19 protein-coding genes and 1 pseudogene are annotated in these 20,335 nt (G+C 71.1%); 10 read left to right on the top strand and 10 right to left on the bottom strand.

What is annotated here, in order from left to right; translation table 11 throughout:
• The first annotated feature begins 16 nt into the window (after nt 1-16).
• The 3 genes from ABT342_RS15440 to ABT342_RS15430 are packed head-to-tail and all read left to right on the top strand — an operon-like array spanning nt 17 to nt 6,341.
• Entirely contained in the window at nt 17-1,072 is a 1,056-nt protein-coding gene (locus ABT342_RS15440) for a MinD/ParA family ATP-binding protein (protein WP_351572735.1), read from the top strand.
• Nucleotides 1,069-5,067: a type VII secretion protein EccCb gene (gene eccCb / locus ABT342_RS15435; RefSeq protein WP_351572732.1), complete on the top strand. Its 3,999-nt coding sequence runs from the start codon at nt 1,069-1,071 to the stop codon at nt 5,065-5,067. Before ABT342_RS15440 ends, eccCb begins: the two co-directional genes overlap by 4 nt.
• Nucleotides 5,064-6,341 (top strand): DUF6177 family protein, encoded by a 1,278-nt coding sequence (locus ABT342_RS15430; protein WP_502965538.1) that lies wholly within the window; start codon nt 5,064-5,066, stop codon nt 6,339-6,341. Before eccCb ends, ABT342_RS15430 begins: the two co-directional genes overlap by 4 nt.
• Here ABT342_RS15430 and ABT342_RS15425 read toward each other — a convergent pair.
• Nucleotides 6,342-6,782: pseudogene (locus ABT342_RS15425) on the bottom strand (ATP-binding protein); the annotation flags it as partial.
• A 158-nt stretch (nt 6,783-6,940) separates the two neighbouring features.
• Here ABT342_RS15425 and ABT342_RS15420 point away from each other — a divergent pair.
• Nucleotides 6,941-7,762 (top strand): helix-turn-helix domain-containing protein, encoded by an 822-nt coding sequence (locus tag ABT342_RS15420; RefSeq protein ID WP_351572726.1) that lies wholly within the window; start codon nt 6,941-6,943, stop codon nt 7,760-7,762.
• A complete protein-coding gene (locus ABT342_RS15415) occupies nt 7,759-8,004 on the top strand; it encodes a DUF397 domain-containing protein (RefSeq protein ID WP_351572723.1) in 246 nt (81 codons plus the stop codon). Before ABT342_RS15420 ends, ABT342_RS15415 begins: the two co-directional genes overlap by 4 nt.
• An 82-nt stretch (nt 8,005-8,086) precedes the next feature.
• On the opposite strand, the gene ABT342_RS15410 is transcribed toward ABT342_RS15415, so the two are convergent.
• Nucleotides 8,087-8,641 (bottom strand): winged helix-turn-helix transcriptional regulator, encoded by a 555-nt coding sequence (locus ABT342_RS15410; protein WP_351572720.1) that lies wholly within the window; start codon nt 8,639-8,641, stop codon nt 8,087-8,089.
• Nucleotides 8,642-8,733: 92 nt separating this feature from the next.
• Between ABT342_RS15410 and ABT342_RS15405 the strand changes: the two genes are divergently transcribed.
• Nucleotides 8,734-9,498 (top strand): class I SAM-dependent methyltransferase, encoded by a 765-nt coding sequence (locus ABT342_RS15405; protein ID WP_351572717.1) that lies wholly within the window; start codon nt 8,734-8,736, stop codon nt 9,496-9,498.
• 24 nt (nt 9,499-9,522) lie between these two features.
• Here ABT342_RS15405 and msrB read toward each other — a convergent pair whose 3' ends face one another.
• Nucleotides 9,523-9,930 carry a peptide-methionine (R)-S-oxide reductase MsrB gene (gene msrB, locus ABT342_RS15400; RefSeq protein ID WP_351572715.1) on the bottom strand — a complete coding sequence of 136 codons (408 nt, stop codon included), beginning with the start codon at nt 9,928-9,930 and terminating at the stop codon, nt 9,523-9,525.
• A 13-nt stretch (nt 9,931-9,943) separates the two neighbouring features.
• Nucleotides 9,944-11,338, bottom strand: a complete 1,395-nt coding sequence (murC, locus tag ABT342_RS15395; RefSeq protein ID WP_351572712.1) for a UDP-N-acetylmuramate--L-alanine ligase — start codon at nt 11,336-11,338, stop codon at nt 9,944-9,946.
• Nucleotides 11,339-11,447: 109 nt separating this feature from the next.
• Between murC and ABT342_RS15390 the strand changes: the two genes are divergently transcribed.
• Entirely contained in the window at nt 11,448-12,683 is a 1,236-nt protein-coding gene (locus tag ABT342_RS15390; protein ID WP_351572710.1) for a hypothetical protein, read from the top strand.
• Nucleotides 12,684-12,698: 15 nt separating this feature from the next.
• On the opposite strand, the gene ABT342_RS15385 is transcribed toward ABT342_RS15390, so the two are convergent.
• Entirely contained in the window at nt 12,699-13,169 is a 471-nt protein-coding gene (locus ABT342_RS15385) for an indole-3-glycerol phosphate synthase (RefSeq protein WP_351572707.1), read from the bottom strand.
• A gap of 106 nt (nt 13,170-13,275) precedes the next feature.
• Nucleotides 13,276-14,076: a pyrimidine reductase family protein gene (locus ABT342_RS15380; RefSeq protein ID WP_351572704.1), complete on the bottom strand. Its 801-nt coding sequence runs from the start codon at nt 14,074-14,076 to the stop codon at nt 13,276-13,278.
• Between the two features lie 28 nt (nt 14,077-14,104).
• Here ABT342_RS15380 and zapE point away from each other — a divergent pair, with 28 nt between their 5' ends.
• Nucleotides 14,105-15,193, top strand: coding sequence for a cell division protein ZapE (gene zapE, locus ABT342_RS15375; RefSeq protein ID WP_351572701.1), 1,089 nt, complete (start codon nt 14,105-14,107; stop codon nt 15,191-15,193).
• Between the two features lie 80 nt (nt 15,194-15,273).
• On the top strand, nt 15,274-15,699 hold the full coding sequence (locus tag ABT342_RS15370) for an OsmC family protein (RefSeq protein WP_351572698.1): 426 nt from the start codon (nt 15,274-15,276) through the stop codon (nt 15,697-15,699).
• Between the two features lie 177 nt (nt 15,700-15,876).
• Here the strand turns inward: ABT342_RS15370 and ABT342_RS15365 are convergent, their stop codons facing one another.
• Entirely contained in the window at nt 15,877-17,004 is a 1,128-nt protein-coding gene (locus ABT342_RS15365; protein ID WP_351572695.1) for a S1 family peptidase, read from the bottom strand.
• A 170-nt stretch (nt 17,005-17,174) separates the two neighbouring features.
• On the opposite strand from ABT342_RS15365, the gene ABT342_RS15360 reads away from it, so the two are divergent.
• The gene (locus ABT342_RS15360; protein WP_351572692.1) at nt 17,175-18,077 is read left to right on the top strand and encodes a polysaccharide deacetylase family protein; all 903 of its coding nucleotides are present in this window, start codon (nt 17,175-17,177) and stop codon (nt 18,075-18,077) included.
• 9 nt (nt 18,078-18,086) lie between these two features.
• Here ABT342_RS15360 and ABT342_RS15355 read toward each other — a convergent pair whose 3' ends face one another.
• The 3 genes from ABT342_RS15355 to ABT342_RS15345 form a co-directional block, all read right to left on the bottom strand.
• The gene (locus ABT342_RS15355) at nt 18,087-19,142 is read right to left on the bottom strand and encodes a MerR family transcriptional regulator (RefSeq protein WP_351572689.1); all 1,056 of its coding nucleotides are present in this window, start codon (nt 19,140-19,142) and stop codon (nt 18,087-18,089) included.
• Nucleotides 19,143-19,145: 3 nt separating this feature from the next.
• The gene (locus ABT342_RS15350; protein WP_351572686.1) at nt 19,146-19,817 is read right to left on the bottom strand and encodes a HEAT repeat domain-containing protein; all 672 of its coding nucleotides are present in this window, start codon (nt 19,815-19,817) and stop codon (nt 19,146-19,148) included.
• 73 nt (nt 19,818-19,890) lie between these two features.
• Nucleotides 19,891-20,322, bottom strand: a complete 432-nt coding sequence (locus ABT342_RS15345; protein WP_351572683.1) for a GNAT family N-acetyltransferase — start codon at nt 20,320-20,322, stop codon at nt 19,891-19,893.
• Nucleotides 20,323-20,335 lie beyond the last annotated feature (13 nt).

Below are 20,335 nucleotides of genomic sequence, written 5' to 3'. Positions count from 1 at the left end.
GAGTAAGGGGTACGACGTGTCCGGAGGTGGCTGGCAGCAGGACGTGCTGCGGGAGTTGACTCAGGCAGGTCAGGCAGCCGTGCCCGGAGCGCCGGAGCCCCTACCGGTACAGCAGCCCTCACCCGCACCCCGGCCGGTACCCGTCCCCGCCCCCGAGTCCGTCCCCGTTGTCGACCCCCGCCTCGCCTTCGCCCGCGGACGCCCTCAGCACGGCGACTCCATGGCCCGCCGCACCGGCCGGACCCTGCGCAAGCTGACCGCTTCCTCAACGGCACGCGAAGTCGCCGAAGTCACCCTTCTTGCCGAGCAGTTGCAGCAGCCCGTGACGACGGGGCGGCACATCGCGGTGACGAGCATCCGCGGTGGCGCCGGCAAGACGACGGTGTCGGCGTTGCTGAGCCGTACGTTCAGCCATTACCGGCACGACCCGGTGCTCACTCTGGAGGCCGATACGGCGTTGGGGACGCTGCCGGTGCGGCTGGGGGCCGAATCCGTCCGCTGGTCGTGCGCGGATCTGGCGCGGATCCTCAGTCCCGCGATGCAGTTGACGGACGTCACGGGGTATCTGGTGCCACTGGAGCAGGGCGGCTGGCTGCTGCCGGCCGGGCAGGGGCGGGTCGGGGCCCAGCTCGACGTACGTACGTACCGGCTCGTGAGTCTCGCGCTGCGGCGCTATTTCGGGGTGACCGTCGTGGACTGCGAGTCGTTGCCGGGTGAGATCGCCCGTACGGCTGTGGACACGGCCCACGGCAGGGTGCTGGTCGCACCCGCCACCGTCGAGGGCGTTTCCGGAACCCGCGCGGTGCTGGACTGGATGGCCGGGCTGCCGCGCCCCGCGCTGCCCGGCACCGTGGTCGCGCTCACCGCCGTCTCCCCGGACATGACGACCGACATCAAGGCGGCCACGAAGCATCTTGAGGAGGTGGGGGTGCCGGTGTTCGGGATCCCGTATGACCGTCATCTGGCCGCGGGCGGGCCGGTCAGCACCGGTCTGCTGGCGCAGGCGACACGGGAGGGTGTGACCCGGCTGGCGGCCGAGGTGCTGCGGCGCGCGGCAGGTGTACGACGGTGACGTACCGGCTGATCCATCGACCCGCACGCTCGACGCGCCCCGTCCCGGCTGCCACCGCGCGCATGATCGAGGCGCCCCCGAACCTGCCCGAGGGCAAGATCGGCAGCGCGGCGACTTCGTTGCTGCCCATGGCGGGTGTCCTGGGCTCGGTCGTGATGATGACCGTGCTGCGCTCGAGCCAGTTCGCCGCCATCGGCGCGATCGTGCTCGTTTTCGCCCTGCTCGGCGCTGTGGCGCTGTTCCTGTCCCAGCGGGGCAGGGCGCAGCGCACGCGGCGGGCGCAGCGGGAGCGGTATCTGGAGTATCTGGAGGAGTTGCGCGAGGAGTTCGCGGTCCTGGAGCGGGAGCGCCGGGCTGCGGCCCGGTTGCTCGATCCGCCGCCCGAGGCCTTGTACGACATCGTGCGCGACCCGGCCCGGTTGTGGGAGCGGCGCCGTCTGGACGCCGACTTCCTGCGGGTCCGGGTCGGGACGGGTCAGGTACGTCAGCGGGACCTGGTGATCGGGCAGCAGAGCGGCAGCAGTGTGCTGACCCCGCCGGACCCGTTCATGCTCAACGAGGCACACGCCTTGATCGGCCGCTTCCGGGTCGCCACCGACTTCCCGCTGACCGTGCCGCTGGACCGGGCGGGAAACATCAGCGTCGTCGGCGACCGGGAAGGCGTCGTACGGGTCGCCCGTACCCTCCTGGTGGCGACGGCGGTGGCGCACGCACCGGACGATGTGGCGCTCGCGTTCGCCTTCCCCGAGGTTCGGCAGGACGAGTGGGCATGGGCGAAGTGGCTGCCGCACGTACGTGACCACGAGGAGCATGCCGCGCTCCGGATCGCTCCCGGCATGCCGCAGCTGGGCAAGCTGCTGTGGCGGGATCTGCGGCGTCGTGCCTCATACGCCGCCGAAGTGCGGCGCGGCCTGTCGAGCCGGGAAGCGCTGCGGATGACCGAACGGCTTCTCGTCGTCAGCGACGCCTACGGGGAGACGGCGACCGAACTCCCGCGCCCCGATGAGGCGGTATCCCCCGCGGACATGGGCGTCACCGTGCTGCATCTGCTGGAGGACCGGCTGCACGAGCCGGACCAGGTCAACGTACGCATCACTGTCAGCGGCGACCATGTGACCGTCGAGGACGTACGAGCCCCAGAGGCCCCAGGGGCCCCGGAGGGCGCCGAGGCACCCGCCGCACACGGCACGCTCGACGCGCTCACCGTGCCAGGTGCGGAAGGACTCGCACGCATGCTCGCGCCGCTGCGGCTGAGCGCCGAGTCCCTGGCCGAGGGCACCCCCGTCTCCGGCCCGGTCGACTTCGCCCACCTCCTTGGCCTCGACGATCCCGCGGACCTGGATCTCGGCGCCTTGTGGGCGCAGCGTGAAGACCGGGCCTTCCTCCGCGTGCCGATCGGTGTCAACGACCGCCACGAACCGGTGCTGCTGGACCTCAAGGAGTCCTCCGAACTGGGCATGGGCCCGCACGGGCTGTGCGTGGGCGCCACCGGCTCCGGCAAGAGCGAGCTGCTGCGTACGCTCGTACTCGCCCTGACCGCCACGCACCCACCCGAGGACCTGGCGCTGGTCCTGGTCGACTACAAGGGCGGGGCGACCTTCGCACCGTTCGCGGATCTGCCGCACGTCGCCGGGGTCATCACCAACCTGGAGAACCAGGCCGGGCTGGTCGAGCGTGTGCATACGAGCCTGGCCGGTGAGGTGAGGCGACGCCAGCAGGTACTGAAGGACGCGGGAAACGTGGCCGATATCGGGCACTACGCGGCACTGCGCGGCTCGAAGCGGCCCGATCTCGACCCGCTGCCCCACCTCCTCGTCGTCATCGACGAGTTCGGTGAACTGCTCACCGCCAAACCGGACTTCATCGACCTGTTCCTCTCCATCGGACGGATCGGCCGGTCCATCGGCGTCCATCTTCTCCTCTCCAGCCAGCGCATCGAGGGCGGAAAGCTCAAGGGCCTGGACACGTATCTCTCGTACCGGCTGGGTCTGCGCACCTTCTCGGCGGACGAGTCGCGTACGGTGCTGGAGACCACGGACGCGTTCCATCTGCCGCCACTGCCCGGCTTCGGCTATCTCAAGGTCGACACGTCCACGTACGAGCGGTTCAAAGCCGGTTACGTCTCCGGCGCGTACCGGGGTCCCGTCGCCACCCGTACCGTCAAGAGGGACGAGCCCCTCGCGCTCCCCTACCCGCTCTTCGGCACGGCCCCCGCAGCGGACACCGAGGGCGAGCCGTCACCCCGGATGCGGGAACGCGAGACCGGCCCGACTGTGATGTCGGTGATGGTCGAGCAGATGCGCAACGCCACGGCCGGCTCCGCACGCCGGATCTGGCTGCCCCCGCTGCCCTCCGCGCTCACGCTCGATGCCGCGTCCGGACCTGTACAGGCGGGCGTGGAGGGCCTCCGGCTGAGCCGCGGCACAGGCACGATGAAGGTGCCACTCGGAGTTCTGGACGACCCGGGCCGGCAGTGGCAGGGCCCCTGGACCCTCGACCTCACCGTCGCCGGCGGGCATGTCGCCGTCATCGGCGGACCGCAGTCCGGCAAGACCACCCTCCTACGGACCCTCGCCCTCTCCCTCGCGCTCACCCACACCCCGCGCGAGGTGGCGATCTACGGCCTGGACCTGGTCGGCGGCGGCCTCAGCGCCCTGGCCGGGCTCCCCCACGTCGGAGGGATCGCCGGGCGCGTGGACCGCGAGCGGGCGGCACGCACCGTGGCCGAGGTCCAGGCCATGCTGACCGCGCGAGAGGAGCTCTTCCGCGAGTACGGAATCGACTCCATCGACCAGCTCCGGCAACTGCGTGCCCAGGGCCGGGTCCCCGAGGCCGGCTCGACCGACATCGTGCTGCTCGTCGACGGCTTCGGGGCGCTGCGCGACGACTTCGCCGAACTCGACGACGCGGTCACGGAGCTGCTGCGGCGCGGCGGCGGCTACGGAATCCATGTCGTGGCCGGAATGCTGCGGTGGAACGACGTACGCATCGCCACCCAGTCGATGTTCGGCACCCGCGTCGAACTGCGTCTCAACGACGCGACCGACTCCGGAATCGACCGCAAGCTCTCCGAGACCCTCGCCTCCGACGAGCCGGGCCGCGCGCTGACCGACGGCAAGCTCTTCGCCCACGTCGCCCTGCCCCGTATCGACGCCGTGCCCCGGACCGAAGACCTCGGCCCGGCCCTGGAACGGGCCGCCCGGACGATCCGGGCGGCGTGGCACGGTGAACTCGCCGCCGCCGTACGCGTGTTGCCCACCCGGCTGCCCGCCGCGGCGCTGCCCTCACCCGCCGTCGAACCGAAGCGCGTCCCCATCGGCCTCGATCAGGATGCCCTGGACCCCGCCCTCCTCGATCTCTTCGAGCAGGATCAGCATCTGATCGTCCTCGGCGACAACGAATGCGGCAAGACCAACCTCCTCGCGCTGATCGCCCGGCAGCTCATCGAGCGGTACGGCGAGGACGAACTGGTCTTCGGCGTGATGGACCCGCGGCGCGGACTGCGCACTGTCGTCCCGGAGCCGTATCGCGGCGGCTACGCCCACAACGCGAAGCTGGCGGCCGCCCTCGCGACCGGCATCGCGACCGAACTCGAGAAGCGTCTGTCGCGTGACGCGGCCCTCGACACCGACCTCCCGTCCTTCACGGGCCCGCGCATCGTCATGCTCATCGACGACTACGACATCCTCACCACGGGTGGCCAGCAGCCCCTCGCCCCCTTCCTCCCGTACGTCTCCTCCGCACAGGACATCGGGCTGCACTTCGTCGTCGCCCGCCGTGCCTCGGGCTCCTCCCGCGCCCTGTACGAACCGTTCCTGACCACCCTGCGCGAGACGGGTGCGGCAGGGCTTGTGATGAGCGGTGACCGCTCCGAAGGCCAGCTCTTCCCCGGTCTGTACGCCGCCGCGCAGCCACCGGGCCGTGGCGTCCTGGTCCGCCGGGGCCGCCGCCACCAGACAGTCCAGACCGCCCTGGCCCCGGGGAGCAGCTCATGACCAAGGACGTCATCGCCCTGACACCGGCCATGCCCGACATCGCGACCCTGCTCGCCGGGCTCCACGCCGGCGGCCCGGACCTGAGCGTGGCCACCAGCGGGGACGGAGCTGTGATCCATCTGTGCGGCGACGGGGGCCGCCCTCTGGTCTCCGTCGAGGCCCCTGTCCTCATCCACACTCCGGGCGAGATCGAGCGCCTCCTCGGCATACAAGGCGCCGGCATGCCCGTCTGGTGGACCGAGGCGCGCGCCTCCACCGCCGTCCCCGAAGCCGAGCGGCTCGCGGGCTCGTTCGCCGGTCGCCTCACCGCCGTCCTCGGCGGCCGCACCTGGCCGCCCGAGGCCGCCCACACCGAAGTCGTCCCGCTCACCTCGGACATCACGGCGCTGCCCGCTCCCGACGAGGCGCTGCCCACCGTCGATGTCCTCACCGACCGCGCCGCCGTCGTCCTCAGCGACCGGCCGGTCGTCGCCATGACCAGCTGGCTGTCCGATGTCCTGCGTACGTGCGCCGCGAGCGACCGCGCGTTGCAGATCGTCACTGCTCCTGGTGTACGCCTCACCCTCCCCACCCGCACCGCCCTTGGCGGCGCGCCCAACCGCTGGGTCGTCCAGGACGAGGAGTGCGGCTACTACGACGGCCTCTCGGGAGCCGTACTGCGCTGGCAGGACGGCGCCTTCGCCCCCGCCAGGACGGGGACGGGCACGCCCGTCGCGGCCAAGGCATTCGCCCAGGCTCAGGATTCAGGCGAACGTCAGCTGATCGTCTCGCTCCGGACGCGCCACCGCGCCGACAGCGGGCTCGTACTCGGCGGGGCCCTGGAAACCGCCTGGCAGCACCTCACCGGCGAAGGGCCCGGCGGGTGGGGCACCGCCGAACCGATCGGCCTCCCTTGGTCGGCACGCCAGCTGACCGAACTGGCCCGCAGCCGCGCCCCGAAGCCGACCTGGCTCCTGGCCGTCGGCACTCCCGATCGCCCGGCCCTCGCCACGTGCCGGATCAGCCGCACCACCGCCGGGGTCGAGGAGGACATCACCGTCACGGTCGGTCACGGCCCCGACGAGATTCCGCCTCTCGACGCGATCGAGCCCCTCGCCAAGGCTCTCGCCACACACCACGGCCTCACCACGATGCTCACGTCGCTACGACCGGCCCGCCGCGATCTCACCGTCCCGCCTTGTCTCGGAGCACCTCCCGTCCCGGTCTCCTACACACGGGGCTCCGCGGGCCACTACCCCCTTGGCGGCTGGGCCGACCTCCAGCGGCTGATGTAGCAGGTCCAGTTCCGCTCGTACGGTCTTCCCCACGGGTACGCGGTCGACCACCGCCCACCGGTCGGCGAGCGCGGCCACGAGAACGAGCCCCCAGCCGCTCTCGGAGCCGGGCGATGGCGGGGCGGCCTCGGCCGGGTCCGGTGGGCGACGTTCGGTGCGGGTGTCGGAGACCTCGATGCGGAGGGTGGCCGACGGGGTGTGGGTGAGCCGCAGTTCGAAGTCACGGCCGGGTACGCGGCCGTGGGTCACGGCGTTCGCGGCCAGTTCGGCGACGAGGACGGCGGCGATGTCGGAGGCGGCTGAGCCGTGGGGGATGCCCCAGGTGTCGAGCTGGTGGAGGGCGAAGCGGCGGGCGAGGCGGGCGCCGCGTGGGGTGGAGCTGAAGCGTTGGGTGAACACACGTACGGTGACCGGCTGTTGGTGGGTGCTGGGGAGCGTCATGGGCCCAATGTGGCGGGCTCCGGGGCCCTTTCTCCAGGTGGGCCGTCCGTACTCTGCGTCAGAGTACGGGCACGTGGGGTGGACGGTACGCGTAACTGCCCGTAACCATGGTGGAGTCGGAGTGGGCGGCGGGGCGGGTGCGCGGGAGGTGGCCAGACATGGCGGAAGGTACGGAACCGGAGTCCTCGGACAGCATGAAGACGTTCGGCGCGGTGCTTCAGGCGCTGCGTGAACACGCGGGCTACACCCGGGAGGACTTCGCCCCGCTCGTGCGGTACTCCACCCACACGGTGGAGTCGATCGAGCTGGGGCGGCGACTGGCGGAAGAGATCTTCGTGGAGCGGGCGGAGGAAGCTACCGGGAACACGGGGGCGCTGCGGCGGGCGATGAAGTATCTGGGGCGGCAGCCGGGGCTGGCGGCGTGGTTCCGGCGGTGGGCGCTGATGGAGGCGAAGGCGCTGAGTCTGTGCACGTACGAATGCCGCCTGATTCCTGGCCTGTTGCAGACGGAGGCGTACGCGCAGACGCTGTTCGATGATCAGCTGCCGCCGCTGGGAGACGATCAGATCGAGGCCCAGATGGTGGCGCGGATGGAGCGGCAACGGCTGCTGCGTGAGCGACCGAACACCGCGTACAGCTTCATCCTCGAAGAACATCTGTTTCTGCGGCGCACGGGCGGACCGGAGGTCACCCAGGGCCTCATCGACAACGTCCTGGGCCTCGCCGAGCTCAGGAACATCGAGGTCCAGGTCATGCCGCTGGTGCGGGAACACCACTCGGGACTGGCAGGCCCCATGCGGCTGCTGGAGACCCCTGAGAACAAGTGGTTCGCCTACTGCGAGGGGCAGGAGAGCGGCCAGCTGATCGCCGACCCCAAAGTGGTCAGCGTGCTCCAGATGCGGTATGCCAGGATGCGGTCACAGGCTCTTTCCATGGAAGAGTCGGTGAGCCTGTTGCGGCAGATGCGAGGAGCGCTATGAGCACCACAGAACTGGCCTGGTTCAAGAGCAGCTACAGCGGCAGCTCCGGCGACAGCTGCGTCGAAGTCGCCCTCTCCTGGCACAAGTCCAGCTACAGCAGCGGCTCCGGCGACGACTGCGTCGAGGTCGCCACCTGCCCCACCACCGTCCACGTCCGCGACTCCAAGGACAACCAGGGCCCCCAGCTCGCCCTCTCCCCCACCGCCTGGACCGGCTTCGTCGCGTACGCCGCCCAGGACTGACGGAGCCGCCCGGGCGGCCCACGCCCGGGCAAGTCACAACCGGAGCCTTGCCGTAGCTGGTCGCGACCAGCCGATCACGCGATCATGAAGGAGCTGACCGGACGGGATCCACGGTCGTAGCCGGTTCCGGGCCCCCCTCTCCCCGCGCGGCGATCAGCGGTCCCAGTACCCGCGTGCCCGGCCCCACCCGCCCGCCGGGGCCGGGCAGTTGGGTCGTGTCGGCCACCGTGAGCGGCTCCCGGCAGGCGTCGCAGGCCACGACCGGCGTGGTCAGCTGCCCGCAGGTGTCGTGGCGGATCCGGGCGGGCGGCCCCGCGGGTTCCGCGTACCACTTGTCGCCCCAGGCCATCAGTGCCAGCAGGACGGGGTAGAGCTCCCGGCCCTTCTCCGTGGCCACGTACTCCTCGCGCGGCGGGCTGTCCTGGTACCGCTCGCGCGTCAGTACGCCCTCCTCGACCAGCCGGGCCAGCCGTGCGGCGAGGGTCTTGCGGGACAGGCCGAGGTCCTCCGTCAGCTCGTCGAAGCGGCGGATGCCGACGAGGACGTCGCGCATGATCAGGGCCGTCCAGGCGTCGCCGAACAGATCGGTCGCGCGGGCGATCGAGCACGCGACGCCAGAGAGAGGGGTACGGGTCACGGGCCGATCATATCGCCACCGGGTTTCCTCAGGGAACTTACAAATGCTAGGTTTACTCAGGGAACCTGATCCGACATGTCGAGGAGCCCGCCATGGCCACCGCCCCGCACATCGCACTCGACACGGCCGGACCGGCCGTCGACGGCCGCCACATCCGGGCCCTGACCTTTCAGTCCGTACGCATGGAGTACCTGCGCCACGTGCTCTCGGAGACCGGCCTCGCGGCAGCCGGCAGCCGGGCGCTCGTCGTCGGCAGCGGGCGCGGCGTGCTGGCCCGCGGCCTCGCCCGGCTCGGGTTCGAGGTCGTCGCCGCCGACCCGTCGCCCGCCGCGACGGCCCTCGCCCTGGACGCGGACGACGGGCCGGGCATCACGTACCTGACGACCCCCGCGGAGGACCTCGACCTGGCGGACGGCTCCTTCGACCTCCTGTACTGCGCCGACACCCTGGAGATCACCGAACGGCCGGACGCGGTCCTCGCCGAGGCGGCGCGCGTACTGCGTCCCGGAGGGGCCTTCGTCTACGACACGGTGAACCGCACCCCGGTGTCCCGCCTCATCTACCTGGGCGCCTTCCAGGCCTTCCCGGGCACCCGGATCATGCCCCGCGGCCGCTACGCCGCACACCGGCTGCGCCGCCCGGCGGAGCTCGCCGAGGCCCTCGACCGGGTGGGGCTGTCCGCACAGGACGTCTCGGCGTTCAAGCCGCGCGACGTACGCGGCCTGGTGCGCGCGACGCGCGGGCGCAGGCGTGGCACGCTGACCGACGCGCAGCTTCCGGAGCTGGTCGACATGGTGCTCGAACCGGAGGGCAGCCCGGTGGTGACGTACCTGGGGCACGCGATCCACCGGGCATGAGCAACGCCGCGGGAATGCTGCCCGTCAGCCCTCGGACGGCTCCAGCCGCAGCGAGATCGAGTTGATGCAGTACCGCTGGTCCGTGGGGGTCGGGTAGCCCTCGCCCTCGAAGACGTGCCCGAGGTGCGAGCCGCAGCGCGCGCAGCGCACCTCGGTGCGGACCATGCCGTGCGAGCGGTCCTCGATCAGCTCGACCGCGTCCGTGTCCTTCGGGTCGTAGAAGCTCGGCCAGCCGCAGTGCGACTCGAACTTCTCGCCGGAGGTGAACAGCTCGGCGCCGCACGCCCGGCAGGAGTAGACGCCCTTGGTCTTGGTGTCCGTGTACTCGCCCCGGAAGGCGGGCTCGGTGCCGGCCTGGCGCAGGACCTGGTACTCCTGCGGGGTCAGCTCGGCGCGCCACTGCTCGTCCGGCTTCTCGACCTCGTACGCCATGCTCGCTCTCCCTCTACTCGGCCAGGCGGGCCAGGATCCGCGGTCCGAGATCCGTCACGTCGCCCGCGCCCATGGTGAGAACGAGATCGCCGGGGGCGGCCATTCCCGCGATCACGTCCGGAACGGTGGCCTTGTCGTGCACGGGGGTGACCCGGGCGCCCGCCGCCGTCGCGGCGTCCGTGATCAGGGCGCTGGTGACGCCCGGGACCGGGTCCTCACGGGCCGGGTAGATGTCGAGGACGACGGAGGCGTCGGCGAGGGCGAGGGCCTGGCCCATCTCGGTGCCGAGTTCCTGGGTGCGGGAGAAGAGGTGGGGCTGGAAGACGACGAGCAGGCGCCGGTCGCCCGCGGCCGACCGCATGGCCTCCAGGTCGGCGGTCATCTCGGTGGGGTGGTGGGCGTACGAGTCGATGACCTGGACGCCCGCGGCCTCGCCCTTGAGCTGGAGGCGGCGGCCGACGCCGGTGTACGCGGTGAGGGCGTGCGCCAGCTCGGCGGGGGCGATGCCCGTGGCGACACCGGCGGCGAGGGCGGCGGCGGCGTTGTGGGCGTAGTGGCGGCCGGGGACGGAGACCGTGAACGTGATCTTGTCCCCGTCCGGCAGGGCGACGGTGACCTCGCTGGTCATGCCGTTCGGGACGATCGCGAGGATGCGGACGTCCGAGTCGGCGCCCTCGCCGACGCGGACGACGGTCAGGTCGCCTTGGCCACGGACCCGGGCGGCCAGCTCGCGGGAGCCCGCGTGCTCGCCGACGACCAGGGTGCCGCCGGTCGGGATCTTGGCGACGAAGGCCTCGAAGGACTCGTAGATCTCGTCCATCGACGCGTAATTCGCGTGGTGGTCGAGCTCGACGTTGAGGACGATCGCGACGTCGGGGTCGTACTTCTGGAAGCTGCGGTCGCTCTCGTCTGCCTCGGCGACGAAGATCTCGCCCTCGCCGTGGCGGGCGTTCGTCCCCGGTCCCGCGAGGTCGCCGCCGATCGCGTACGACGGGTCGAGGCCCAGCTCGGTCAGGGCGACGGCGAGCATCGAGGTCGTCGTGGTCTTGCCGTGCGTACCGGCGACGGCGATCGTGCGCCCGGTGCGCATCAGGGCCGCGAGGGCGTCGGAGCGGTGCACGACGGGCACGCCGAGCTCGGCGGCGCGGGCCAGCTCGGGGTTGTCGGAGCGGATCGCGCTGGAGACGACGACGCAGGAGGCGTCGTCGGCGAGGTGCTCGGTGGCGTGACCGATGTGGACGCTGGCGCCGAGCGCCCGCAGCGCCTCGGCGGTGGCGGACTCGCGTGCGTCACTGCCGGCGACCTTGGCGCCCCGCTGGGCGAGGATCTTCGCGATCCCTGACATTCCGGCGCCGCCGATGCCGATGAAGTGCGGCCGTTCCATGGCGTGGGGGATGCCGGATGCCATGCGTGTCTCCCAGGGTGCGACGTCGTGCTCGTCTCGTGCGAAGCCCCCAGCGTAGTTCCTCTCGGACGGCTGCTAGCTTCGGAGCCTGATCGAACGGGGGAACGAGAACGTGGTACTCGAACAACGTGCGCAGAAGGCCGTCAATGTCCTGCTGTGCATCGTCGCCGTCGCCGGTACGGGCTTCGGCGGCTTCCAGGCGTGGTCGGCGCTGTCCGACCGCCACGCCATCGATTCGGCGTGCGCGGACCTCGTACCGGCGGGGAAGGTGATGCGCCTCCCGTACGCCGGAGGGGGTATCGAGGCCCGCTCCGAGGGGATCGAGGAGTTCCGTGGCGTCTGCTCGGTGTTCAGCACCGAGGCCGGGGACACATTCGGCCTGGACCAGGGCGAAGGCAAGCGCATGTACTTCCAGGCGTACGCCGGTCTCGAACCGGATGCCGCCGGCGAGAAGGTCGACGACGGGCACGTCATCGACTTCGAGGACCGCCCCTATCTGGACGCCCCGCTCGGTGGCGGCATCCCCGGCCACCTCACCGCCAACACGGTGCGGGTGAAGCTCGCCTGCGGCGACGGCGTGAAGCACGAGGGCCGTCCCGTCAAGAACGTGGTCGCGGCCGCGGTCTCGGTCAACGACGGATACGGCCTCGTGTTCGCCACCCAGCGTCAGATGCAGGGGACGACCCGTGACCAGCTGGCCTCCATCGCCGTCGACACCGCCAACCGGCTCGCGGACCGGCTCGGCTGCCCGGACCGGCTGCCGCAGCCGCCCACCGGGATCAAGCCGGTCCAGGGCGATCTGAAGAGCGACGCGTCCGCCGTGGGGACCTGCGCCTGGTACGGCAGGTCGAAGCTCGCGGGGTCCGGGGACTGGCTGCCGGACCAGGTGATCGAGACCGGGACCGACCCGCGGGGGTGGAAGGAGAAGTGCGGCCTGGTGATGAGCCGGACCGCCGCCCAGGAGACCTGGAGCAAGTACCACGGCAAGCGTGGCTACTCCCGGCTCGACGAATCGCCCGACGAGAAGGGCGCCTGGTGGGCATCGACCCAGAGCTGGTTCGGGGAGTCCGCCAAGGACGTCGTGCTGGACGGCGGCTTCGAGACGATCCGGGCCGAGCCGGGACGGGCGGGCCGCTCGGAGAAGTCCCCGAAGTGGTGGGCGTCCTCCGTCTGCGACGGCGAGCCCGCCGTCCACACGCTGAGCCTCGGCAACCGGGCGTACGGCACCTACGCGGCGCGCTCCTTCGAGCCGGTCTTCCGTGCGTACGTCGACGATGTCACCCGTCGCCGTGGCTGCACGGACGTCAGGTTCCCCGCGCACGACACGTTCACGAAGGGCCCCGCGTGATCTCGTGACCGCGCCCTACTCGCTGTGCGCGAAGAGCTTCAGCACCGGTACGCCGACCTTGTGCCGCGCCCGCGACGCCCAGTCCCGGTGGAAGAACTCCTCGACGTAGTGGGGCGCGGTCAGGACGATCACCTCGTCGGCGCCGGACTCCTCGACCACGGCCTTCATCTTGTCGAGCGGATGGTCCTCGACGACCTCGCCCACGGCCTGACAGCCGGCGGCCCGCAGGGCGGCCAGGGAGTGCTCCAGCGCGAGCTCGGCGGGCCGCCGGGCCTCCTCGCCCTCGGGGACCTCGCCCTCGCGGACGGCATCCTTCAGCTCACCCATGGCGACGTCGTCGATGGCGCGGAGCAGGAGGTCGGCCTGGTCGCCGCGTGGCTGCATGAGCACGATGAAGGAGATCGTTTCGTCGCCGTGCAGGGTCGTGACGAACTCCACGTCGACGGACGTGAGGGGCTTCTCGATCATCAATACGCTTGTGAACACGTCAGGAGCCCTTCTGCGGAAACCATCCTTCCCCGTGCCCGCACGGGGTCTGCGAGATTAAGTCTGCCCATCCGGGGCTAACCGGAACGAGCAATTCCGCTGATCGTCAGATCCGACGGTAGCGGGTGAAGAGGAACCCGGCCTCCTCCAGCAACGACGCCAGCGCGAAGCGCTCCGGGACCACCACCGACGGGCCCCCGGCGATGCGCTGGGCGTCCCCCGCGGTGAGCGTCGGCGACACCGTCAGACAGAGCTCGTCCAGCACCCCGGCCGCGATGAACTGGCCGAGCATCCGCGGCCCGCCCTCGGTGAGCAGCCGCCGCAGGCCACGGTCGGCCAGGGCCCGTACGGCGCGTACGGGGTCCACGCCGGCCCCGTCCCCGGCGATCACGACCTCCGCGCCCGCCTTCCGGGCCGCGGCGACACGGTCCGGGGGCGCCGCCGCGCCGGTCAGGAGCAGGGTGGGGACGAGGGGGGAGGTGAAGAGGGGCAGGGTGAAGTCCAGGTCGAGGCTCGCGCTGACCACGGCGATCGCGGGGGCGGGGCCCTGCCCGGCGGCCGCCCGGCGCTCGGCGAAGTCCTCCCGGGCACGGGCGGGGCGGTAGCCCTCCAGGCGTACCGTTTCCGCACCGACGACCACCGCGTCGGCCAGGGCGCGCAGGGTGCCGAAGATCCGCATGTCCATGTCGGAGGAGAGCGGCTGCGAGCGCCCGTCGTGCTGGGCGGCCCCGTCCAGGGACGAGACCATGTTGGCGCGCAGCCACACCCTGTCGCCGGCGGGGTACGCGTAGGCGTCGGCGAGCTCGGCCAGGGTCCACTCCCGGTCGGCCATCGGCTCGGTCGTCGATTCGGCCATCGGCTCGACCGTCGGTGCTGTCGGGTCGGTCACAGGGAACAGGCGTCGCATACCGTGCAGTCTGGCACGGCCCGTAGAGTTGGGGACTGTGTCGACCAGCTCCCCCTCCCCCATAACCGAAGCGGCGCCGCTGTCCCTGTGCGCCCGCGAGCCCCATGTCCCTGCCGACCGACTGGTCGCCGAGATGGTGCCGCCGCCGCGCTTCGACTCCGTCCGCTTCGAGACGTACGTCCCCGACCCGAAGCAGCCCAGCCAGACCGAGGCGGTCACCGTGCTGAGCTCCTTCGCCGCGGGCCTGGGCGGGGCGCACGCCACCGGGAGCGGCAGGCGGCGCTGGTTCGCGAAGAAGCCGGCGGCTCCCGTCGCGCCGCGCGGGGTCTACCTGGACGGCGGGTATGGCGTCGGCAAGACCCATCTGCTGGCCTCGCTCTGGCACGCCACCCCGGCCGAGCCCTCGCTCAAGGCGTTCGGCACGTTCGTGGAGCTGACCAATCTGGTCGGCGCGCTCGGCTTCCAGCAGACGGTGAAGACGCTCAGCGGGCACCGGCTCCTGTGCATCGACGAGTTCGAGCTGGACGACCCGGGCGACACCGTGCTCGTATCGACCCTGCTCGGCAAGCTCGTGGACGCGGGTGTCGCGCTCGCGGCCACCTCCAACACACTGCCCGGCAAGCTCGGCGAGGGCCGGTTCGCCGCGGTCGACTTCCTCCGCGAGATCCAGGGGCTCTCGGCCCACTTCCGGCCGCTGCGGATCGACGGCGAGGACTACCGGCACCGCGGGCTGCCGGAGGCCCCGAAGCCGTTCTCGGACGAGCAGGTCGGCAAGGCCGCGCACGCCACCGAAGGCGCGTCGCTCGACACCTTCCCCCTGCTGCTGGAGCACCTGGCGCGGGTCCACCCCAGCCGGTACGGGGGACTGACGGACGGGGTGCGCGCGGTCTGCCTCACCGATGTGCGGCCGGTGCCCGACCAGTCGACGGCGCTGCGGCTCGTCGTGCTCGCCGACCGGCTGTACGACCGCGAGGTGCCGGTGCTGGCCTCCGGGCTCCCCTTCGACCAGCTGTTCAGTGAAGAGATGTTGAAGGGCGGGTATCGGAAGAAGTACTTCCGGGCGATCTCCCGGCTCACCGCCCTGGCGCGGGACGCTAAGGGCCTCGTGGACCAGTAGGTTCCAGTAGGTTCGGTGACGTAACCGACGTATCCATGGTTATTCAGCGTCAATCCGTCACCACCGAAGGGAATCTGCTCATGGCCACCACGCGTCAGGCGCACACGGTCTGGGAAGGCAACCTGCTCCAGGGCTCGGGCACCGTCACCTTCGACTCGTCCGGCATCGCCAGCCAACCGGTCTCCTGGCCCGCCCGTTCCGAGCAGGCGAACGGCAAGACCAGCCCGGAGGAGCTCATCGCGGGCGCCCACTCCAGCTGCTTCTCGATGGCGCTCTCCCACGGCCTGGCGGGCGCCGGTACGCCTCCCACCCGACTGGAGACCAAGGCCGAGGTCACGTTCCAGCCCGGTGAGGGCATCACGGGGATCCACCTCACGGTCAGGGGCGAAGTTCCCGGCCTCGACGCGGACGGCTTCAAGTCGGCCGCCGAGGACGCCAAGAAGAACTGCCCGGTGAGCCAGGCGCTGACGGGCACGACGATCACGCTGGACGCCGAGCTGGCGTAGCGCCCGGCCCCGCGAGGGCCGGTGACCCGCATGGGGCCACGTGTCATATCGGTGACGCGTGGTTCACCCATGCGGGTCATGTGTTTCCGCGCGGGCGGCGACGGCAAAGGGAATCGCCGCCCGGCGCGGGCGGCGATTCCTGTACGTGCGGTGCGGTGCCGTGGGTCGTGACCGGTGTCAGCCGATCTCCGCGCCGACCGCGTCCAGTGCGGTCGTCACCGGCTGGAAGAAGGTCTCGCCGCCCGAGGTGCAGTCGCCGCTTCCGCCGGAGGTGAGGCCGACCGCGGTCCCGTCCCGGGTGAACAGGGCTCCGCCGCTGTCTCCGGGCTCCGCGCAGACCGTCGTCTGGATGAGCCCGGTGACCGTGCCCTCCGGGTAGTTGACGGTGGCGTTGAGTCCGACGACCTGGCCTCCGTGCAGCCCGGTGGTGCTGCCCATCCGGAAGACCTCCTGGCCGACGGCCGCGTCGGCGGCCCGCAGGATCGGCAGGTCCCGGCCGCCGCCCAGGTCGACGGCGCTCGGGGCGTCGGTGCCCGGGTCGTCGTACGTGACGAGGGCGAAGTCGCCGTCGCCGGGGAAGACGCCCGTCTGGACCGTGCCGACGGGTGCTCCGTCCGGGGTCTCGGACCACTGGTCGGTCGCGACGGCGCAGTGGCCGGCGGTGAGGAATCCGGGCCGGCCGTCCTGGGTCGTGACGTTGAAGCCGAGCGAGCAGCGGGAGCCGCCGCCGAAGATGGCGTCCCCGCCCTCCAGGAACGGCTTGAACTCACCCGCGGACTTCTGGATCCGGGCGACGCCTTCGCCCAGCGAACCGACCGTGGATTCCAGCGTGTTCCACCGCTCGCCGGTGACCGTGCGGTCGGCGGTGACCAGGATCTGGTTCGTCCGCGGGTCGACGGCCCACGCCGTGCCCGGGACACTGGCGCCACGGGAGAGCGTGGCGGTGGCGGACCTCAGTGCCGCCGAACTGTTCCGGACGCTGCGGACGACCGCGCCGGACCGGGTGACCTGGTCCTTCGCCTTGCTGTCGTCGCCCGCCACATTGACGACCAGCCGTTGCTTCTCGGCGTCGTAGTACGCCCCGCCGTAGGCGGACTCGCCGAGCCGCGGGCCCAGCTGCCGGGCGAGCTCGGCGGCGGAGGCGGCGCTCAGCTTTCTCGGGGTGACGGGCCCGTCCCCCGACCCGGACCCGGGCCCGGCCTGCGAGGCGTTGGCATGGGGCAGCAGTACGGCAGCGACGGCGACGGCGACCGCCCCGGCTCCCGCGAGTACGGCCGTCCGCTTGGGTATGCGCCTGTGACTCAACTCTTCGCCTCCTGTGTGGGGAACAGGTCCGGCCCTTCATACGGATGGCGCGGGAAGGTCTGTTCATCTCCGCTGCGAGAAATTCCGATCGACGGCCGATTGACGGCCGATTGACGGCCCGTCAGGCGAGGCATTCCAGGTATGGCCGGATGATCGTATATTTTCCGTGGGTGACCATTTATGTACGAAGATTGACGGCGCTGGCTCTCCTCGGGGCCGCCCTCACGGGCTGTGGCGGCAGCGGCGGCCCACCGGTCAGCGCCCCTACGCCCCTCCCCAGCCCCTCCGTACCGGCGGCCCCCGCTCCGAGACCCGCCGCGCCGGTGAAGCCGCCCACCCTGGCTCCCGGACCGGCCGGTCTCACGCCGGTCTTCGCACGGTCCTCCTCGGCCTCCTCGGCCACCTCCGCCGCCTCCGCCGCCTCGGAGAAGACGGTCGCTCTCACCTTCGACGCCGACATGACGGCGGATCAGGGGCCACGGGCCGCGCGCGGCGAGCGGTTCGACAACCCCGCGCTGATCGCCACGCTCCGCCGGCTGAAGGTCCCCTCCACCATCTTCATGACGGGCCGCTGGGCGCAGGAGTACCCCGGCCAGGCCCGGTCCATCGGCAACGACCCGCTCTTCGAGATCGCCAACCACTCGTACAGCCACTACGCCTTCGCGTCCCCCTGCTACGAGCTTCCGGAGATCGGCAAGGAGAACATGGCCACGGACGTCGAGCGGGCGTTCACGGCGTTCCGCGGGGCGGGGGCGCAGAATGTCGTGCCGTACTTCCGCTTCCCCGGTGGCTGTTACGACGACGCCGCGCTGCGGGCCCTGGCCCCGGCGAAGGTGACCGCCGTGCAGTGGGACGTCGTGGGCGGCGACGCCTTCGCCCGGGACCCGGCCGCCGTGGCCGAGCAGGTACTCGCGGGTGTCAGGCCCGGGTCCGTGGTCGTCCTGCACTGCACCCGCAGCGCGGCCCCGGTCACGGACGCGGCGATCCGGCGCATCGTGCCGGAGCTGCGCGAACGCGGGTACCGCTTCGTGAAGGTATCCGAGCTGATGGCAGGCCAGGGCAGCGTCTCTTGACGGGGCGGGTCAGCTGATCGGATGCGGGCCGGGTCCTGCGTGAACGGCCCCGCCGTTCCGTTCTCGTGCGTCGCGTATCCCGAGAATGTATGCCGCGGTGAGCGCGACGGCACGGTCTTCGTCATGTGACAGATCCGCGAGGGCACGCGCCGCTGTGATTCCCGGAATGTCCGCGAGCGCCTGCGTCACCCGTCGGCGCGCAGACGGTTCGACGGTGCCGTGGGCGAGGCGATCGACGAGCCCGGCAGCGATCTGATCCGCCAACGCGGGACGACTCGCCAGCGCGCTCAGCGCATCGGCCGCATCGACGTCGTTCTTGTCCTCGACGACCATGTCGATGAGCGTCGGGACCGCGTCGGCCACTACACGTTCCCCGAGCGCCAGAGCCGCATACCTGCCGACCACGATGTCGGGGTTCGCGAGGGCGTCCCGCAGCAGTGCGGTCGCCTCATCGCCCGGAATCTCGGCGATGGACCGGACGGCACGTTTCCGCACCTCGGCCACTGTTGAACCGAGGCCCTCCGCCAGCGGCGCCAGTCCCCCGTCGCCCGATTGCGCCAACGCCCACCGCAGGGCTCCGGCGACGTTCGGGTCGGTCTCGCTCAGCACCGCCTCGGCCAGTGCTTCCACTGGTACGGGGACCTCTTCGACCGAGGCCAGGGCCGCGCGCTGGCGTGTCCCGGCGCTCTTCGACCCCAACGCCTGGAGGAGTGCGACGGCCTGGAGGACGTCCTCCCAGCCCGCCGGTTCCGCGGCACCGATCCGACGGAGTCGCGTGAGCAGCTCCGTCTCAGCGGCGATGCGCTCGCGCGTCTGGCGGATGAGGTCGTCGACCAGCTCCGTAGGCGTGAATCCGGGATCATCGAGCGCGCGCCCGACTTCACGCAGCGACAGCCCCAATGACCGCAGGCTCTCGATATGGAAGATCCGCCGGATGTCCTCGCCTGAGTACTCCCGATAGCCGGCGCCGGTACGCCCCGTCGGCCGCACCAGGCCGAGCGCGTCGTAATGCCTGAGCATGCGGGCGCTGACCCCGGACCGTCGTGCCACATCACCGATCAACACGGCCTATCGTCCCTCCTGGCCGGTCGTGCCGAGGGCCACGACGCGCTTCGCCTCCTCGATGGCGAACTCGAATCCGGCATCCGGGTCGCGCAACAGCCGTTCCGTGGCGATCGCGTGCGCGCGCACGCGGGGGTCGAGATCCGCCATCGCGGCGCGGAGAGTCGGGACGATCTCCTCACCGAGCGCGATCAGCGCCCGGCTGAGGCTCAGCTGCGTCTCACGTTCGCCGCGCCCGAGCTGTGTCGACAGTACTGCGGCCAGCTGGGGTTCTTCACCTGCGGGTACGAGCACGACCGCTGCCCGCCAGGCGCTCCGCGCCACCTCGTCGTCCGCGTCGGCCAGAAGCTCCGGTGTGATCGCCGGCCACGCCTGCCGATCCCCGATCTTGGACAGCGTGTGCAGTGCCTGGCTTCGTGCCTGCGCACGCTCCGAGCGGACTTCACGGAGAAGCTCCGGGACCGTCATCGCTGCCGAATGGCGGGTGAGTGCCCAGGTGAGCATTTCCCGTACGTGGAATTCGGGTTCGATCGCGCATCGTTCGATGAGTTTGTCGATGAACCGCGGGTCAGGGGTCGTGCCGACCGCCAGCGCGGCCCTCAGCCGCGCTGACGAGCGGCTGTCCTCCAGCCCCTGGAGAGCTCGAATCGTCTCCGTGTCCTGTTTCGGCATGATCATCGGGACCACCTCCTCGACAGAGCGAAGAGCTTGTCACCGTGTCAAGGTCAAGCGGGAGCACGCCGTGAGAGGCTCACCGACCGCCCAGCGACATCCACCAGTCAGGCTTCTGCAACGGGGCGAAACCGACCTTGGCATAGACCCCGTGCGCGTCCGCGGTGGCCAGCATGATGCGACGCAGTTTGTACGGGGCGAGGTGATCGCGCACCGCGGTGACGAGCGCGGTTCCCAGCCCCTTGCCGCGCGCTTCCGGGCAGATGTACACGTCACACAGCCAGGCGAAATCGGCCAGGTCGGTCACCACCCGGGCATAGCCGAGCTGCCGGCCGGAGGACCGTTCGTAGACGCCGAAGTTGAGGGAGGAAGCGATGGCCTGGTCCTGCTTCTCCCGGGATCGGTCGCGGGCCCAGTACGCGTCCTCCGACAGCCATTGATGGACCAGTGCGGGATCGATCCGTGCGGTGTCGGTGGAAATCTCATACTCGGCGAGGAGGTCGGCAGTCATGGCTGCATCAAAG

This window comes from Streptomyces sp. NPDC000410 (assembly GCF_040300305.1).
Taxonomy (GTDB): Bacteria; Actinomycetota; Actinomycetes; order Streptomycetales; family Streptomycetaceae; genus Streptomyces.
Note: the sequence above shows the minus strand (reverse complement) of the source record. Positions and strands in the feature narration are given on the sequence as shown.

Coding starts and splice junctions, on each gene's coding strand:
- ABT342_RS15430 (WP_502965538.1), top strand. CDS start 5,064: ATGACCAAGGACGTCATCGCCCTGACACCGGCCATGCCCGACATCGCG.
- ABT342_RS15420 (WP_351572726.1), top strand. CDS start 6,941: ATGGCGGAAGGTACGGAACCGGAGTCCTCGGACAGCATGAAGACGTTC.
- ABT342_RS15415 (WP_351572723.1), top strand. CDS start 7,759: ATGAGCACCACAGAACTGGCCTGGTTCAAGAGCAGCTACAGCGGCAGC.
- ABT342_RS15405 (WP_351572717.1), top strand. CDS start 8,734: ATGGCCACCGCCCCGCACATCGCACTCGACACGGCCGGACCGGCCGTC.
- msrB (WP_351572715.1), bottom strand. CDS start 9,930: ATGGCGTACGAGGTCGAGAAGCCGGACGAGCAGTGGCGCGCCGAGCTG.
- murC (WP_351572712.1), bottom strand. CDS start 11,338: ATGGCATCCGGCATCCCCCACGCCATGGAACGGCCGCACTTCATCGGC.
- ABT342_RS15380 (WP_351572704.1), bottom strand. CDS start 14,076: ATGCGACGCCTGTTCCCTGTGACCGACCCGACAGCACCGACGGTCGAG.
- ABT342_RS15370 (WP_351572698.1), top strand. CDS start 15,274: ATGGCCACCACGCGTCAGGCGCACACGGTCTGGGAAGGCAACCTGCTC.
- ABT342_RS15350 (WP_351572686.1), bottom strand. CDS start 19,817: ATGATCATGCCGAAACAGGACACGGAGACGATTCGAGCTCTCCAGGGG.
- ABT342_RS15345 (WP_351572683.1), bottom strand. CDS start 20,322: ATGACTGCCGACCTCCTCGCCGAGTATGAGATTTCCACCGACACCGCA.